The sequence below is a fragment of the Anaerostipes sp. AF04-45 genome (genome assembly GCF_003461725.1).
In the GTDB taxonomy this organism is placed as follows: domain Bacteria; phylum Bacillota; class Clostridia; order Lachnospirales; family Lachnospiraceae; genus Anaerostipes; species Anaerostipes caccae.
Genome location: NZ_QTXQ01000002.1, coordinates 374,786 through 390,079 on the forward strand (window position 1 = coordinate 374,786; position 15,294 = coordinate 390,079).

14 protein-coding genes are annotated in these 15,294 nt (G+C 44.6%); 1 reads left to right on the plus strand and 13 read right to left on the minus strand.

Annotated elements, in window-relative coordinates; translation table 11 throughout:
* Positions 1–37: 37 nt before the first annotated feature.
* Positions 38–679 carry a superoxide dismutase gene (locus tag DWV34_RS04725; RefSeq protein ID WP_054335744.1) on the plus strand — a complete coding sequence of 214 codons (642 nt, stop codon included), beginning with the start codon at positions 38–40 and terminating at the stop codon, positions 677–679.
* Positions 680–748: 69 nt separating this feature from the next.
* Here the strand turns inward: DWV34_RS04725 and guaB are convergent, their stop codons facing one another.
* The 13 genes from guaB to DWV34_RS04790 form a co-directional block, all read right to left on the minus strand.
* On the minus strand, positions 749–2,203 hold the full coding sequence (guaB, locus tag DWV34_RS04730; RefSeq protein WP_009290306.1) for an IMP dehydrogenase: 1,455 nt from the start codon (positions 2,201–2,203) through the stop codon (positions 749–751).
* A 123-nt stretch (positions 2,204–2,326) separates the two neighbouring features.
* Complete coding sequence (locus DWV34_RS04735) at positions 2,327–2,695, minus strand: PTS glucitol/sorbitol transporter subunit IIA (RefSeq protein ID WP_009290305.1); 369 nt, start codon at positions 2,693–2,695, stop codon at positions 2,327–2,329.
* 15 nt (positions 2,696–2,710) lie between these two features.
* Entirely contained in the window at positions 2,711–4,099 is a 1,389-nt protein-coding gene (gene gltA, locus DWV34_RS04740) for an NADPH-dependent glutamate synthase (protein ID WP_006568053.1), read from the minus strand.
* Positions 4,100–4,101: 2 nt separating this feature from the next.
* The gene (locus tag DWV34_RS04745; RefSeq protein ID WP_022261290.1) at positions 4,102–4,923 is read right to left on the minus strand and encodes a sulfide/dihydroorotate dehydrogenase-like FAD/NAD-binding protein; all 822 of its coding nucleotides are present in this window, start codon (positions 4,921–4,923) and stop codon (positions 4,102–4,104) included.
* Between the two features lie 161 nt (positions 4,924–5,084).
* Positions 5,085–5,846 (minus strand): hypothetical protein, encoded by a 762-nt coding sequence (locus DWV34_RS04750; protein WP_118475555.1) that lies wholly within the window; start codon positions 5,844–5,846, stop codon positions 5,085–5,087.
* Positions 5,847–6,031: 185 nt separating this feature from the next.
* Entirely contained in the window at positions 6,032–7,660 is a 1,629-nt protein-coding gene (gene groL, locus DWV34_RS04755; protein ID WP_006568088.1) for a chaperonin GroEL, read from the minus strand.
* Between the two features lie 21 nt (positions 7,661–7,681).
* Entirely contained in the window at positions 7,682–7,954 is a 273-nt protein-coding gene (locus DWV34_RS04760) for a co-chaperone GroES (RefSeq protein WP_006568089.1), read from the minus strand.
* Between the two features lie 143 nt (positions 7,955–8,097).
* Positions 8,098–8,688 (minus strand): GrpB family protein, encoded by a 591-nt coding sequence (locus DWV34_RS04765; RefSeq protein WP_009290302.1) that lies wholly within the window; start codon positions 8,686–8,688, stop codon positions 8,098–8,100.
* Positions 8,689–8,812: 124 nt separating this feature from the next.
* The gene (locus tag DWV34_RS04770; RefSeq protein ID WP_006568091.1) at positions 8,813–10,471 is read right to left on the minus strand and encodes a glutamine--tRNA ligase/YqeY domain fusion protein; all 1,659 of its coding nucleotides are present in this window, start codon (positions 10,469–10,471) and stop codon (positions 8,813–8,815) included.
* A 54-nt stretch (positions 10,472–10,525) separates the two neighbouring features.
* Entirely contained in the window at positions 10,526–11,881 is a 1,356-nt protein-coding gene (gene radA / locus DWV34_RS04775) for a DNA repair protein RadA (protein WP_118475557.1), read from the minus strand.
* A gap of 15 nt (positions 11,882–11,896) precedes the next feature.
* A complete protein-coding gene (locus tag DWV34_RS04780; RefSeq protein ID WP_006568093.1) occupies positions 11,897–12,310 on the minus strand; it encodes a hypothetical protein in 414 nt (137 codons plus the stop codon).
* 56 nt (positions 12,311–12,366) lie between these two features.
* Complete coding sequence (locus tag DWV34_RS04785; protein WP_006568094.1) at positions 12,367–14,829, minus strand: ATP-dependent Clp protease ATP-binding subunit; 2,463 nt, start codon at positions 14,827–14,829, stop codon at positions 12,367–12,369.
* A 9-nt stretch (positions 14,830–14,838) separates the two neighbouring features.
* A complete protein-coding gene (locus tag DWV34_RS04790; RefSeq protein WP_009290300.1) occupies positions 14,839–15,216 on the minus strand; it encodes a GntR family transcriptional regulator in 378 nt (125 codons plus the stop codon).
* Positions 15,217–15,294 lie beyond the last annotated feature (78 nt).

Consider the following 15,294-nt stretch of genomic DNA (forward strand, 5'->3'; position numbering starts at 1 on the left):
ACGTAAAATAAAAAGAAAAAAGGAGATAAATTATAATATGAATGAAACATACCCATTTTCCCTCGAACCGCTTCCATACGATTATGATGCCCTGGAGCCGGTGATTGACGCTGAGACCCTCAGATTTCATCACGATAAACATCTTGCCGCCTATGTAGAAAAACTGAATGCGGCAATCAAACCCCACCAAGATCTGCATAACATGACGCTGGAACAGCTGCTTACAGAACCTGACAAAATTCCGGAAGAAGCAAAAACCCCTGTTAAGAACAACGGCGGAGGAGTTTACAACCATCAAGTATATTTTAACGCTATGGAAAAGGATGAATTCACAACTCCCGAAGGAGAAATTGGAAAAGCCATAGAGAGAGATTTCGGGTCCCTTGATGCCTTCATGAAAGAAATGACAGAGGCCGCATTGTCACAGTTTGGTTCCGGTTATGGATGGCTTGTAAATAACAATGGAAAACTAAAAGTGATAAATCTTCCAAATCAGGATGTACCGCTCAGTGATACTCTTTATCCTCTGCTTCCTGTCGATGTCTGGGAACATGCTTATTATCTCCAGTACCAAAATCGGCGCCCTGATTATGTGAACAACTGGTTTTCACTAATCAACTGGGACTATGTAAACAAACGGCTTGAAGACAGCAGACAATGGTTTGAAGAGCACCAGTAAACCTGCACATTCAAAAAGCAGCAGTTAATTTTTATAACTGCTGCTTTTTATTTTTCCATAGGAAAGTTCTTAAACGTCTACGCTGTAATTAGGTGCTTCTTTTGTGATATGAATGTCATGCGGATGGCTTTCTTTCAAGGATGCAGCCGTAATCTGTACAAACTGTCCCTTCTCCTGCAGTTCTTCTACGGTTTTTGCCCCGCAGTATCCCATGCCGGAGCGGAGTCCGCCGAGCAGCTGGAAAATGGTGTCTTCTGCAGTCCCTCTGTATGCCACACGGCCCTCGACACCTTCCGGAACCAATTTCTTAGCGTTTGTCTGGAAATAGCGGTCTTTGCTTCCGCATTCCATAGCTGCTAAGGATCCCATGCCGCGGTATACTTTATATTTTCTTCCCTGGTAGAGTTCAAACTCTCCTGGGCTCTCATCACATCCGGCCATCATACTTCCGAGCATACATGCACTGGCACCGGCTGCAATCGCTTTTGTAATATCTCCTGAAAACTTGATCCCGCCGTCTGCAATGATCGGAATCCCTGCTTTCTTTGCCTCTTCATATGCCCCCATAATCGCAGTAATCTGCGGAACACCGATTCCGGCAACCACACGGGTGGTACAGATGGATCCTGGTCCGATTCCCACTTTGACAGCGTCGGCCCCTGCCTCAATCAATGCTTTTGTACCCTCTGCCGTGGCTACATTTCCTGCAATGACCTGCAGTTCAGGATATGCTTTTTTCACCATTCTGACTGCCTTTAATACGTTTGCAGAATGTCCATGGGCTGAGTCGACAACCACTACATCTACGTGAGCTTTTACCAATGCATCCACACGGTCCAAGATATCGGCTGTGATCCCCACACCGGCACCACACAGCAGTCTGCCCTGTTCGTCTTTTGCAGCATGCGGGTATTTGATCTGTTTTTCAATATCCTTAATAGTAATTAAACCTTTTAAGTTAAAGTCTTTGTCCACGATCGGAAGTTTTTCTTTCCTTGCCTTCCCTAAAATCTGTTTTGCCTCTTCCAGGGTGATCCCTTCCTGCGCTGTGACAAGATTTTCTGATGTCATGGATTCCTTGATCTTCTTTGAAAAATCTGTTTCGAACTTTAAATCACGGTTTGTGATGATTCCGACCAGTTTGGTTCCCTCAGTAATCGGCACCCCTGATATGCGGTATTTTCCCATCAGGTCATCTGCGTCCTGGATCGTATGTTCAGGACTTAAAGAAAAAGGATCTGTGATGACACCGTTTTCCGAACGTTTTACCTTGTCCACTTCGTCTGCCTGCTGTGCAATGGTCATATTCTTATGAATGATACCGATACCGCCCTGCCTTGCCATTGCGATCGCCATACGGTGCTCTGTTACCGTATCCATGCTGGCACTCATTAAAGGAATATTTAATGTAATCTTGTCTGTCAGACGGGTCTCTGTCACCACTTCATTTGCGATTACTTCTGAATATCCCGGAACTAATAATACGTCGTCAAATGTGATTCCCTGGCCAATTAACTTTCCCATTTTTTCCTCGCTTTCTATGTCTTTCGTATTCTAATTTATAGTTTTATACTATAACAAATTCTAAATTCTTTGTCAACAAACAAAGGATTATTGTCCGAAAACAATAATCCTTTGTACAATCGTCTAGTCTTCTTTAATTTCGATCTTTGATCCGACTTTTAACTTAGGCATTGGCTTGGCCTCAACACAGATGCTTCCCGGAAGCCCTGCCTCAGCTGCCCCGCTGAATACTACCGTCAGATGTCCAAGAGTCTCTAAATTAGACTGGGCAATCTCTCCCACAGCCGAGATCTTAAACTCTGCACCGTCAATCACCAGTGTGTTTCCTTTGCCGATTGTCCCGTCTACTTCATTGACATCGATAAAATGGCAGAAATCTTTTAATGTATCCGGAACATTCTCACCGAACAGCACAAACATCCCTTCGTCATAAAAGGCATCAACCTGGTCTCCCAATTCATAGACAGATGTTTGAAAAATAGTTTTGCTCATATCCTGTCCTCCCGATTATCCTCTTAACTTTTTGTCAATGGCTGCCGCAGCTTTCTTCCCGGCACCCATGGCCAAAATGACAGTTGCCGCACCCGTGACAGTATCTCCTCCTGCATAGACTCCGTCTTTGCTTGATTCCATCGTCTCCTCGTCAACAATGATACCGCCCCATTTCTGAACATCCAAGCCTGGTGTTGTGTGACGAATTAACGGGTTCGGACTCTGTCCAATCGCGATGACAACAGTATCTACATCAATATCGTAGTTGGACCCTTCAATCGGAACCGGAGACCTTCTTCCTGAGGCATCGGGTTCTCCTAATTCCTGTTTTACGATCTCCATCTTCTCTACCCATCCGTCCTCATTTGCCTTAATGGCTACCGGATTATTTAAAAACTTAAAGATAATTCCTTCTTCTTTAGCGTGGTGAAGTTCTTCCAGACGGGCAGGAGCTTCCTCTTCACTTCGTCTGTAAACAATATATACCTCATCTGCTCCAAGACGCTTCGCTGTTCTGGCAGCATCCATCGCTACGTTTCCTGCTCCCACGACTGCAACTTTCTTTCCGATCTTGACCGGGGTCGGGTACTCTGGGAATTCGTAACCCTTCATGAGGTTCACACGGGTTAAGAATTCATTGGCAGAATAAACTCCCAGGTAGTTTTCTCCCGGTATATTTAAGAATCTTGGAAGTCCTGCTCCGCTGCCCACAAAGACAGCTTCATATCCGTCTTCCATCAGCTCGTCGATGGTAACAGATCTTCCGACAATCACATTGGTCTCGATCTTCACGCCAAGATTTTCAACAGATTCTATTTCTTTCGCCACTAGATCCTTTGGAAGACGGAATTCCGGAATTCCGTAGCTCAGTACTCCGCCCGGCTTGTGCAGTGCTTCAAATACTGTCACTTCATATCCTTTTTTGATCAGTTCACCGGCACAGGTAATACCTGCAGGTCCGCATCCTACGACTGCGACTTTCTTTCCATTCTTTTCGATGCTGACTTCAGCCGGTTCTGCATTTGCCATGTGGTAGTCTGCAACAAACCGCTCCATACGCCCGATACCAACAGGTTCACCCTTGATCCCACGGACACATTTACCCTCACACTGATTTTCCTGAGGACATACGCGGCCGCAGATAGCAGGCAGGGCATTCTCACTCGTGATTACTTCATAAGCGCCTTCAAAATCACCTGCAGCTACTTTTTCGATAAATTCCGGAATCGGTACATTGACCGGACATCCGTTGACACACGGTTTATTTTTGCAGTTTAAGCAGCGGGTTGCTTCTTCCATAGCCATTTCTTTCGTATATCCCAAAGCAACTTCTTTAAAGTTCTTATTCCGAACATTCGGATCCTGTTCCGGCATTGCTACTTTATTTGGACTCATATTTGCCATGACTATTTACCCCTCCCAATCTTACACTCGTGTTCTTCTTCTCTGAACATTGTCTGACGTTTCATACATTCATCAAAATCCACCTGGAATCCGTCAAAATCCGGTCCGTCCACACAGGCAAACTTCGTTTCTCCGCCTACTGTGACACGGCATCCGCCGCACATACCGGTTCCGTCAATCATGATCGGATTCAGGGATACCATCGTCGGAATATCATGCTGTTTTGTAATCTTTACAACATTTTTCATCATGATCAGCGGCCCGATCGCGATGACTTCGTCATACTTCACGCCTTTTGCAATCTGATCTTCCAGAACATTCGTAACAAATCCTTTTGTTCCAAGGCTTCCGTCATCTGTGGCAATAAATACATTTTCACAGAACTCTTCAAATTTCTCTTTTAAGATAACAAATTCTGCACTCTTGCCTCCGATAATAACATCTACAGGAACTCCCATTTCGGCAAGTTTGCGAAGCTGAGGATAAAGAGGTGCTGCACCGACTCCGCCTGCCACACCTAAAACTCTCTCTCGTTTATGTAAGATGGACGGCTGTCCTAGAGGACCTACAAAATCGGCTACATAGTCTCCCTCTTTCTTCTTGCTTAATAATTCTGTGGAATATCCGACAACCTGATAAATGATTGTGACTGTTTCCTTTTCTCTGTCATAATCTGCGATAGTCAAAGGAACTCTCTCGCCTTTTTCATCAACACGGATAATAATGAACTGACCTGGTTCACACTTCCTTGCAACGAATGGTGCGTGAATTTCCATCAATTCAACCAAGTTATTAAGTGTCTCTTTTTTTACTATTTTATACACCAAATACACCTCTTTCTGCATCTTTTAATATCTTTTTTATTATATCGTGAAACTGTACAATAGCAAAGCATTTTTTTGAAATTCTTAAAATACTCTTAACAAATGAAAAAACCTGCCTTGTTTCTGCACAGAAAAAAGGAGAAAGAACCGGCTCCTTCTCCTTAAAATATTTTGTTTAATTTTACACTGTGATTTGTGACTGTCTTTTTTAACAGATCGACATCGGTCTCCAAAACATCCTGTCTTCTTATAACCATCTTGTATCTGGATGAATCTTCACGGTTTTCAAAGAGTACATTTAATTTGGTGCAGATTTCATTCTCCAGAATCATATGAATATCGGAAAATCCAGCTTCCATTTTCGTTTTAAGATCAGATACCTCTCCTTCCGTTCGCTCCAAACGGGATTCTATGGAATTTGTCTTCTCTGATATAAAATCTATTTTTTCTGACATAAGATTTGACTTTTCTGTGAGAATATCAGTGCGCTGTAAGAGAAGGCTGTTTTGTTCACTTAGGAATTTTGTCGTCTGATCCAGCTGATCTGTTTTTTCTTCCAAAGCAGAGGTTCTTTCATTTAATTCCTGAATACTGCTTTCCATTCTGTCTGTTTTTTCGTCCAGTCTCTGGATATCCTGACTTAATCCATCTGTCTTCTCATCCAGTCTCCGGATATCCTGGCTCAGTCCGTCTGTTTTCTCATCCAGTCTCTGGATATCCTGGCTTAATCCATCTGTCTTCTCATCCAGTCTCTGAATGTCCTGAACGATCATATCTGTTTTTTCTTCCAGATTCTCTGTTTTTACCGTCAGCAGATCCACTTTTCTCTCAACACGTCCCATTCGTCCGTCAAAGGCTGTCATACTGGAATTCACCTGCTGCATCAGATTATACATGTCTTTTATCATTTGTTCTTCCGGCAACTTTTTTCGCCTCCTTCTTACATATTTTAGGAATTGTAAATATTATACTTCTTTCTTTACTCTTTGTCTACCCTTTTGTACTGAAATGCATTTTTTATGTCATGAAAAAAAGAAGGCTGACGAGTTTATCAGCCTTCTCTTTGTTTCTGTATCTCTTTTACAATCAAACACCTTATGAAATCCGATTACATCATTCCCATTCCCGGTGCTCCTGCTCCAGCCGGCATTGCCGGTGCATCTTCTTTGATATTAGCAACAACAGATTCTGTTGTCAGTAAGGTAGATGCAACAGATGTTGCATTCTGTAATGCACTTCTTGTTACCTTAGCCGGATCAATGATGCCTGCTTCAATCATATTTACATATTTTCCATTTAATGCGTCGAATCCGAATCCAACTTCCTGTTCTTCAACTTTATTGATGATAACAGAACCTTCCAGTCCTGCGTTTGCAGCAATGTGGAATAATGGAGCCTGGAGAGCTTTGAGGATAATATTTGCACCTGTCTTTTCATCGCCCTCTAATTCTTCTGCCATCTTTGCAACCTTCTTGGAAGCATGGATATAAGCAGAACCGCCGCCGAAAATAATACCTTCTTCAACTGCTGCCTTTGTCGCTGCCAGGGCGTCTTCCAGACGAAGTTTACTTTCTTTCATCTCTGTCTCTGTCGCCGCACCTACACGGATAACTGCAACACCACCGGATAATTTTGCGAGTCTTTCCTGTAATTTTTCTTTATCAAATTCAGAAGTTGTCTCATCCAGCTGACCCTTGATCTGTCCGATTCTTGCCTGAATTGCATCCTTAGATCCTTCTCCGTCAACAATCACTGTGTTTTCTTTTTCAACTTTTACAGATTTTGCACGGCCTAACTGATCGATCGTTGTTTCTTTCAAATCTAATCCGACTTCCTCAGAAATCACAGTTCCTCCTGTAAGGATTGCAATATCCTCTAACATCGCTTTTCTTCTGTCACCGTATCCAGGTGCCTTCACTGCACACACAGAGAATGTTCCGCGCAGTTTATTAACGATCAATGTTGTCAGTGCTTCGCCTTCAATATCTTCTGCGATGATCAGAAGTTTCTTTCCGCTCTGTACGATCTGCTCTAAGATTGGAAGGATATCCTGAATATTAGAAATCTTCTTATCTGTGATCAGGATATATGGGTCTTCTAATTCAGCGACCATTTTTTCCATGTCTGTTGAGAAGTAAGCAGATAAATATCCGCGGTCAAACTGCATACCTTCCACTAAATCTAATTCTGTCTTCATTGTCTTAGATTCTTCGATTGTGATAACACCGTCGTTAGACACCTTTTCCATAGCATCCGCAACTAACTCCCCGACTTCCTCATCACTGGCAGAAATTGCAGCAACTTTTGCGATCTGATCTTTGCCGTTTACTTTGCTGCTCATCTCAGCGATTGCTTCTACTGCCGCATCTGTTGCCTTTTTCATTCCTTTTCTTAAAATAATCGGATTTGCACCTGCCGCAAGGTTTTTCATTCCTTCATTTACCATTGCCTGGGCTAAAACAGTGGCTGTTGTAGTACCATCACCCGCAACATCATTTGTCTTTGTTGCAACTTCTTTTACAATCTGAGCACCCATGTTCTCGAATGCATCTTCTAATTCAATCTCTTTTGCGATTGTCACACCGTCGTTTGTGATCAGAGGAATACCAAAAGATTTATCTAACACTACATTTCTTCCTTTTGGTCCGATGGTAACTCTGACTGTATCTGCTAACTGGTTTACACCTGCTTCTAACGCTTTTCTTGCATCAATTCCGTATTTGATTTCTTTTGCCATGATTCGTCTCCTCCAAAAATCCTATTCTACAACTGCTAAAATATCGTTCTGTTTTACGATGATGTATTCATCATCTCCACATTTCACTTCAGTTCCCGCATATTTGGAATAGATGACTTTCTGTCCCTTTTCTACTTCCATTTTCACTTCATCCGTTCCAGGTCCGACTGCGACAACTTCGGCTTCCTGCGGTTTTTCCTGAGATGCTGTTGTCAACACGATTCCGGATTTTGTTGTAGTCTCAGCTTCCAGCTGTTTCAGCACTACTCTGTCTCCTAATGGTTTTAAATTCATATCATTACCTCCTAAAATTCAGATGAAATTCTTTTGTCTTATTTACCCGATTATTGTTAGCACTCACTCTCATCGAGTGCTAATCACAAAATATAGTATAACACCCTATCAAAAAATTGCAAGGGCTTTTTTGAAAAATTTTTTCACTTTTCACCGTCTGGCCGGTAGATATCTCCAAACTCTTTCCGGGCCTTTTTCGTGCACTCTCTTACAAAATCTGTCTTTGCCCTTGTATAGGCATCCCTGTCATGTTCATATTTTTTCTGAAAACCAGTCTTTAATTTCCCGTATTCTTCTGCCGCCTCCCGATGCCGTTTCAAATAATCCCGGAAATAAAGTTCATCCCAGTCCCCCGGATACCTTACATGGAGATGATAGACTTTCTTTGCAAATCCCTGTAAAGTATAACCTTTCATAAACATCATATGCGGGGGAGGATTCCTCGGCTTCTTCTCATAGATATATCCTTCCTTCTCCACCGCCCGGATCAGGTCCTTCAGGTCGCAGTGTTCTTCAATTTCCAAAAGGATATCAATCGTAGGCTTAGCCAAAAGCCCTTTCACAGCCGTGCTGCCGATGTGACTGATCCTCGCCACCTGGCCCCGCCCAATCGAATGAAGCAGCAGTTTCTTTTCATTTTCATACATCTGCTTCCATTCTTCCTTATGGCCGCACAAAACGATGGGAAAAAGTTCCCACAGTTCTTCATTGGACATCTCTGTAAGATTTTTCATCTTCATCTCCTTCATTGTTTCCAAAAATTAAACAAAGTAGTCAAACACACTCTGCGGAGCATTCTTCATTTCTCAGAAAATGAAAAGATAAGCCGTTATAAAACGGCTTATCTCTCTTCTGCTTCTATTTAGGCTGATAAGAGCTCTTCATAGAAACAATGCGGTTAAATACCATGTGATCCTTTGTTGTATCTTTTGTGTCCAGGCAAAAATACCCCTGTCTGACAAACTGGAAGCTGTCCCCAGGAGCTGCCTCCTCAAGAGACGGCTCAACATAGCAGTCTTTTAATATTATGAGAGAATCTGGATTTAAATTAACAGATCCATCCTCGTTATACACGCCTTTTTCCTCATCTACAATATTTTCATATAAACGGACTTCGGCCTTTTTTGCAAAAGGAGCGGCAACCCAGTGAATGGTCCCCTTCACTTTTCGTCCGTCGGGGCTGTTGCCTCCTCTGGATTCCGGATCATAGGTACAGAGTACCTCTGTGACATTTCCGTCCTCATCGGTCACGTAGTCTGTGCAGGTCACAAAATATCCGTTCATCAGACGCACTTCGTTGCCGGGATACAGACGGAAATACTTCTTCGGCCTCTCAATCTTAAAATCATCCCGCTCTATATACAGTTCTCTGCAAAACGGCACTTTTCTTGTGCCCATCTCTTCATTTTCCTGATTATTTTTTACTTCCATATACTCTACCTTGTCTTCCGGGTAGTTTGTAATAACCAGCTTAATTGGGTCCAGGACAGCCGATACCCTTGGCTTTTTCAGCTTCAGGTCATCTCTGATGCAGTACTCAAGCATGGCATAATCAACGGAGCTGTGACTCTTAGCCACACCGACCAGCTCCATAAACCTGCGGATGGATTCCGGAGTATATCCACGGCGTCTCAGTGCAGACAGCGTCACAAGCCTCGGATCATCCCAGCCGTCCACGATTCCGTCATCCACCAGCTTCTTGATATAGCGTTTTCCCGTGACTACATTGGTAAGATAAAGTTTTGCAAACTCAATCTGCTTCGGCGGATGTACAAACTCGCACTCTTTTACAACCCAGTCATATAGCGGCCTGTGATCCTCAAACTCCAGTGTACAGATGGAATGGGTCACGCCTTCAAAGGCATCCTCCAGCGGATGCGCAAAATCATACATCGGATAAATGCACCAATCGTCACCTGTATTGTGATGTTCCATTCTGGCAATACGGTAAAGGATCGGGTCCCTCATGTTCATATTGCCGGAAGTCATATCAATCTTAGCCCTGAGCACCTTGCTTCCGTCTTCAAACTCTCCATTTTTCATTGCGCGGAATAATGCAAGGTTTTCTTCCGGTGTACGGTCTCTGTACGGACTGTTTTTTCCCGGTTCCGTCAGCGTTCCCCTGTATTCCCGGATCTCCTCCGGCGTCAGGTCGCACACGTAGGCCTTTCCTTTCTTGATCAGGAACTCTGCACATTCATACATACGGTCAAAATAATTGGATGCAAAATAAATCGTCTGGTCATAATCTGCTCCAAGCCACTCCACATCCTCTTTGATCGAATCTACATACTCGGTCTTTTCCTTCGTCGGATTCGTATCGTCAAACCGGAAATGAAAATCTCCGCCGTACTCTTTCGCCAGTCCATAGTTTAAAAGGATTGATTTGGCATGTCCGATATGCAGGTAGCCGTTTGGCTCCGGCGGGAACCTGGTCACAATTTTTTCGTATTTCCCTTCTTTCAGATCTTCTTCAATGATCTGTTCTATAAAATTTTTTGAGATCGCCTCTTCCATCGTGTCTCCATTCCTCCATACTTTTCATTATTCTCTAATAATATAAGACATATTTTAAATACAATCAAGGGCTTCTCTTACATTTGCGACGCCCAAAAGCCGCATGTTTGTCCTGATCTTTAAGCTGTCCACATTTGCCTTGGGAAGGATGCAGGTTTTAAATCCAAGCTTTTCCGCCTCTTTGATCCTCTGGTCTCCCTGGGATACTCTCCGTACCTCGCCTACCAGCCCGACTTCCCCGAAGATGATCGTATCTTCCGGGAGAGGTATGTTTTTATAGCTGGATGCAATGGCCAGAATAATCCCCAGGTCAATCGCCGGCTCTACCAGCCTCATGCCTCCGGCCAGGTTCACATAGGCGTCACAGCCGCCCAGCTGGAGACCGACCCTTTTTTCCAAAACTGCCATAAGAAGATTGACCCTATTATAGTCAATTCCCACCGCTGTTCTCCTCGGCATCTGAAAACTCGTGGGAGAGATCAGTGCCTGAATCTCGATAAGAATCGGCCTGGTTCCCTCCAGGGAACATACTACCACAGAACCGGAGGCGTCCACAGGGCGCCCGTTCAGCATCATCTTGGACGGATTCTCCACCTCTGTAAGACCATCTGCGCACATCTCAAACACACCGATCTCATTTGTGGAGCCGAAGCGGTTCTTCACTCCCCGCAGAATCCGGTATGCCGCCTCCCTCTCCCCTTCAAAATATAGGACCGTATCCACCATATGCTCCAGTGTCCTGGGCCCTGCCACGACACCTTCCTTTGTCACATGTCCGACAATGAAGACTGCGATATTTTCTTCTTTTGCGATCCTCATCATCTGAGCCGTCACTTCCCGGACCTGGGATACACTTCCCGCTGCCGCGGTCAGTTCTTCACTGAACATCGTCTGGATGGAGTCTATCACGACAAACTCCGGGCGGACTTTGCGGATTCCCTCGAGGATCTCCTCCAGAATCGTCTCACAGAACAGAAGAAGTTCATCCTCAAATGCCCCGATCCTCTCTGCACGCATCTTAATCTGATGTGCGGACTCCTCCCCGGAAACATATAAAACTTTCCGCTTTGCATTTACTAAATTCCTGCAGACTTGGAGCAGCAGAGTAGACTTTCCGATCCCCGGGTCTCCGCCCACTAAAGACAGAGAGCCGGTCACAATTCCTCCTCCGAGAACTCTGTCCAGCTCACCTATGCCTGTCGGAATACGTTCCTCACTCTTTATAGAAACCTCTGACATATTCATAGGAGAGGCAGAAGCCCGCCTGGGCTTTGCCCCTCCCTTTTTTGTCACTGATTGTTTTTCTTCTACAAAGGTATTCCACGATTTGCAGGCCGGACACTGTCCCAGCCACTTGGATGATTCATGTCCGCACTCACTGCAGAAAAAGACGGTTTTTGCCTTTGCCATATCAGTTCCTGCTCCTTACTGTTTCTTCACACGGACCATAGCCGTCATGCCCGGATTCAGTTCCACACTCAGAGTGAGTTTTCCTCCTAGATTGGCCTTCATGTTTCCAACATTTATATTGTCTATATATACGCGGTATTCCTGTTCAGGCTCCACTTCAAGCGTTACCTGGACATCTTCTGATGCCTCGATCTCAAATGCCACTCCGTCTGTTGTTGCAGCAAAATTGTGGACGGCGGAACCCGGTACAGATTCAAAGATCAGCTGTCCGTTTTTGTCCAGCTTTGTCATTGTCTTGAAGGTTTTCACTTTGTACATATCCCCTTCAAATTCGATCTTGTCCTTTTTGGCTTTCGTATCTAATGTGTAATCCCCGAAGCTTAATGTCCCATTTTCTTCGCTGCGAAACAACTCTGTTACCACTGACATGTTCTTATCCTCCTATTAAATCTGCATTTGTTATTTTATTATATAATATTTGCTGCTTATTTACTAGCATCCTTTATCGAAAAAGTAAGGTTTTTGTCTTTTGCTCCGATCGTAAGCGCTGCTTCGTCCCGAAGCTCACCGCTTAAGATCTTATCTGCCAGCACATCCTCGATCTCACTCTGGATCACACGGCGCAGCGGTCTTGCACCGTACGTCTCACTGTACCCTTTGTCTGCCAGCAGTGAAACGGCATTGGACGTGATCTTTACCGAGATCCGATGGTTTTTCATCAGCTGTTCCTTTAAATTGTTCAAAAAGAGTTTTGCAATTTCCCGGAGCTCATCTTTAGTCAGCATGGTAAATACAATCGTTCCGTCTATTCTGTTCAGGAATTCGGGCTTGAAAATCTGCCGCACCTCCTCCATCACACCCTGAGTCATCTTCTCATGATTCTTTTCCTTATCGGAAGTTCTGACAAACCCAAGCTGTTTCGGAGAAATGATCCTGGACGCGCCCGCGTTGGAAGTCATAATAAGCACTGTGTTTTTGAAATCGACTTTTCTTCCGTTGGAGTCTGTAATATGTCCGTCATCCAGCACCTGAAGCAGGATATTAAATACATCCGGATGCGCTTTTTCAATCTCATCCAGCAGGATCACAGAGTATGGATGCCTTCTGACCTGCTCACTCAGCTGTCCGCCTTCTCCGAAACCGACATATCCGGGAGGTGATCCGATGATCTTTGATACGCTGTGCTTTTCCATGTATTCAGACATGTCTACGCGGATCAGGTCTTCTTCCCTTCCGAACATGGCTTTCGCAAGACTCTTGGAAAGCTCTGTTTTACCCACACCGGTAGGCCCTAGAAATAAGAAGGAACCGATGGGGCGTTTTGGATCTTTCAGGCCAACCCTGCTGCGCTTTATGGCTCTGGCCACAGCTTCCACGGCCTTATCCTGTCCTATCACCTGTTTGTGAAGAATTTTTTCAAGATTCCGAAGTCTCTCCATCTCTCCCTGTTTCAGCTGGTTCACCGGTATCTTGGTCCAAAGAGAAATGATCTCCTCCACATCTTCCATCTCAATGGAAGGTATCTTCTTCTGCTGGTTTTCCATCCTGCGGTACTTCTTCTCAAGACTTTTGCCGAGTTCCTCTTTTTTGCTCTTCAGTTCTCTTGCTTTTTCAATCTGCCCGCTGCTGATGTAAGCTTCCATTTCTTTTACAATCTGCTTTTGCTGCTCCTGTTCCTCTTTCATATCCGACGGCACTTTCAAAGACTTCATCCGCTTTTTGGCACAGGCCTCGTCCAGAACGTCGATTGCTTTGTCAGGCAGAAACCGGTCGTTGACATACCGGCAGGAAAGATCCACCGCATAGGAAGTCACCTCTTCAGGAATCAGCACTCTGTGATGAGATTCAAACTTATATTTGAGCCCTTCAAGGATCTTGACTGCTTCTTTCACCGAAGGCTCCTCCACCAAAATAGACTGAAACCTCCGCACAAGTGCTGCATCCTTCTCAAAGTATTTGGTATATTCCTCGCTGGTTGTAGCCCCGATCAGCTGAAAGTCTCCCCGTGCGAGAGAGGGCTTCAGGATGTTGGATGCGTCCATGGCTCCCTCAGAACCGCCTGCCCCGATCATCGTGTGAATTTCGTCAATAAAGAGAATCACTGAAGGATCTTCCGTCACCTCGGAAATAATCTGTTTCATCCGCTCCTCAAACTCCCCCCGGTACTTCGTCCCTGCGATCACTCTTGTCAGATCCAGAGAGAGCAGTCTCTTATCCTTTAGATTAAGGGGCACGTTACCCTGCACGATCCTCGCAGCCAGCCCTTCAACGATAGCGGTCTTTCCCACACCCGGGTCTCCGATCAGACAAGGGTTATTTTTGGACCTCCTGCACAATACCTGCATCAGCCGCTCCATCTCGTCTTCTCTTCCGATCATTGGATCCAGTTCGTCGTCCTTTGCCTTCTGAGTCAGATCTGTGCTGAACTTCTCCAAAATATTTTCTCCGGCTCCGTCTTCCGTGAAATAATCATCCGGTGAACTGTTAGAAAATTCGTTCTTGGCAGATTTATAATCGATTCCCATTGTCACCAATGTATCAATGAATATGGCATCCACCGGAATCTTTTGCTGTGCCAGCAGCTGAACCGCTTCATTTTCGCCGTCCTTCAAAACCGCCAGCAGAACATGCTCTGTGCCGAGCACATCACTTCCGTACTTAACTGCCATCTGGGCGGCAAGGCTTAAAATCTCCTCTGTCCTGGGAGTAAAGGTTTTTACCTTTGTACGCCTCTTTTTTTCTGCAGTACGCGCCTTGAAAGCTTCTGAAAAAATCTCCTCAGACACCCCGTGCATCTTCAGTATCTCACAGGCCAGAGACCCCTTCATTTTAAGCAGTCCAAGCAAAAGAGACAAAGTTTCTATATGTTCTGCTCCAAGCCTCGCGGATATCTTTCCCGCCTCCTCCAATGCATGGCTTAAATATCTGGTAAGTGGTAATTTTCTCATTCTGTCCTCCTAATTTCTGTCAAGCTGTCCATATACGTGGCCAATCAGCTGATATAATTCTTCTCTCGTCACACCCTTGCAGATGGCCTGCGCCACCAAAATCTGAAGGCTCTCTTCCAATTCCTCCAGCTGCTTTGCCTTTTCATTGGCATCCACGCTTACGACTGCGCCTTTCCTCCGGTCCAGCTTCAAATAGCCTTCTTCTCTTAATATAGCATATGCTTTATTTACCGTATGCATGTTTACTCCTAAGATTTGTGCCAGCTGGCGCACCGACGGCAGGGACTCGCCATCCTGGATGTCGGAACACGCAATACCAACGATGATCTGGTTTCTCAGTTGAATATAAATGGCCTGATCGCTGTTAAAATCTACTTCAAGCAGCATATTCATCACTTCCTTCTTTCATATCTTTTGTTATACTTAGACTATAATAAATAGCACGGAATGTCAATGTAAAAAAAT

What these genes read in the sequence shown, in the direction of transcription:
- DWV34_RS04735 (WP_009290305.1), bottom strand. Translation starts at nt 2,695, where the DNA reads ATGAGCAAAACTATTTTTCAAACATCTGTCTATGAATTGGGAGACCAG.
- DWV34_RS04770 (WP_006568091.1), bottom strand. Translation starts at nt 10,471, where the DNA reads ATGGAAGAGGCGATCTCAAAAAATTTTATAGAACAGATCATTGAAGAA.
- gltA (WP_006568053.1), bottom strand. Translation starts at nt 4,099, where the DNA reads ATGGCAAATATGAGTCCAAATAAAGTAGCAATGCCGGAACAGGATCCG.
- DWV34_RS04725 (WP_054335744.1), top strand. Translation starts at nt 38, where the DNA reads ATGAATGAAACATACCCATTTTCCCTCGAACCGCTTCCATACGATTAT.
- DWV34_RS04780 (WP_006568093.1), bottom strand. Translation starts at nt 12,310, where the DNA reads ATGTCAGTGGTAACAGAGTTGTTTCGCAGCGAAGAAAATGGGACATTA.
- DWV34_RS04760 (WP_006568089.1), bottom strand. Translation starts at nt 7,954, where the DNA reads ATGAATTTAAAACCATTAGGAGACAGAGTAGTGCTGAAACAGCTGGAA.
- guaB (WP_009290306.1), bottom strand. Translation starts at nt 2,203, where the DNA reads ATGGGAAAGTTAATTGGCCAGGGAATCACATTTGACGACGTATTATTA.
- radA (WP_118475557.1), bottom strand. Translation starts at nt 11,881, where the DNA reads ATGGCAAAGGCAAAAACCGTCTTTTTCTGCAGTGAGTGCGGACATGAA.
- DWV34_RS04765 (WP_009290302.1), bottom strand. Translation starts at nt 8,688, where the DNA reads ATGAAAAATCTTACAGAGATGTCCAATGAAGAACTGTGGGAACTTTTT.
- groL (WP_006568088.1), bottom strand. Translation starts at nt 7,660, where the DNA reads ATGGCAAAAGAAATCAAATACGGAATTGATGCAAGAAAAGCGTTAGAA.
- DWV34_RS04790 (WP_009290300.1), bottom strand. Translation starts at nt 15,216, where the DNA reads ATGCTGCTTGAAGTAGATTTTAACAGCGATCAGGCCATTTATATTCAA.
- DWV34_RS04785 (WP_006568094.1), bottom strand. Translation starts at nt 14,829, where the DNA reads ATGAGAAAATTACCACTTACCAGATATTTAAGCCATGCATTGGAGGAG.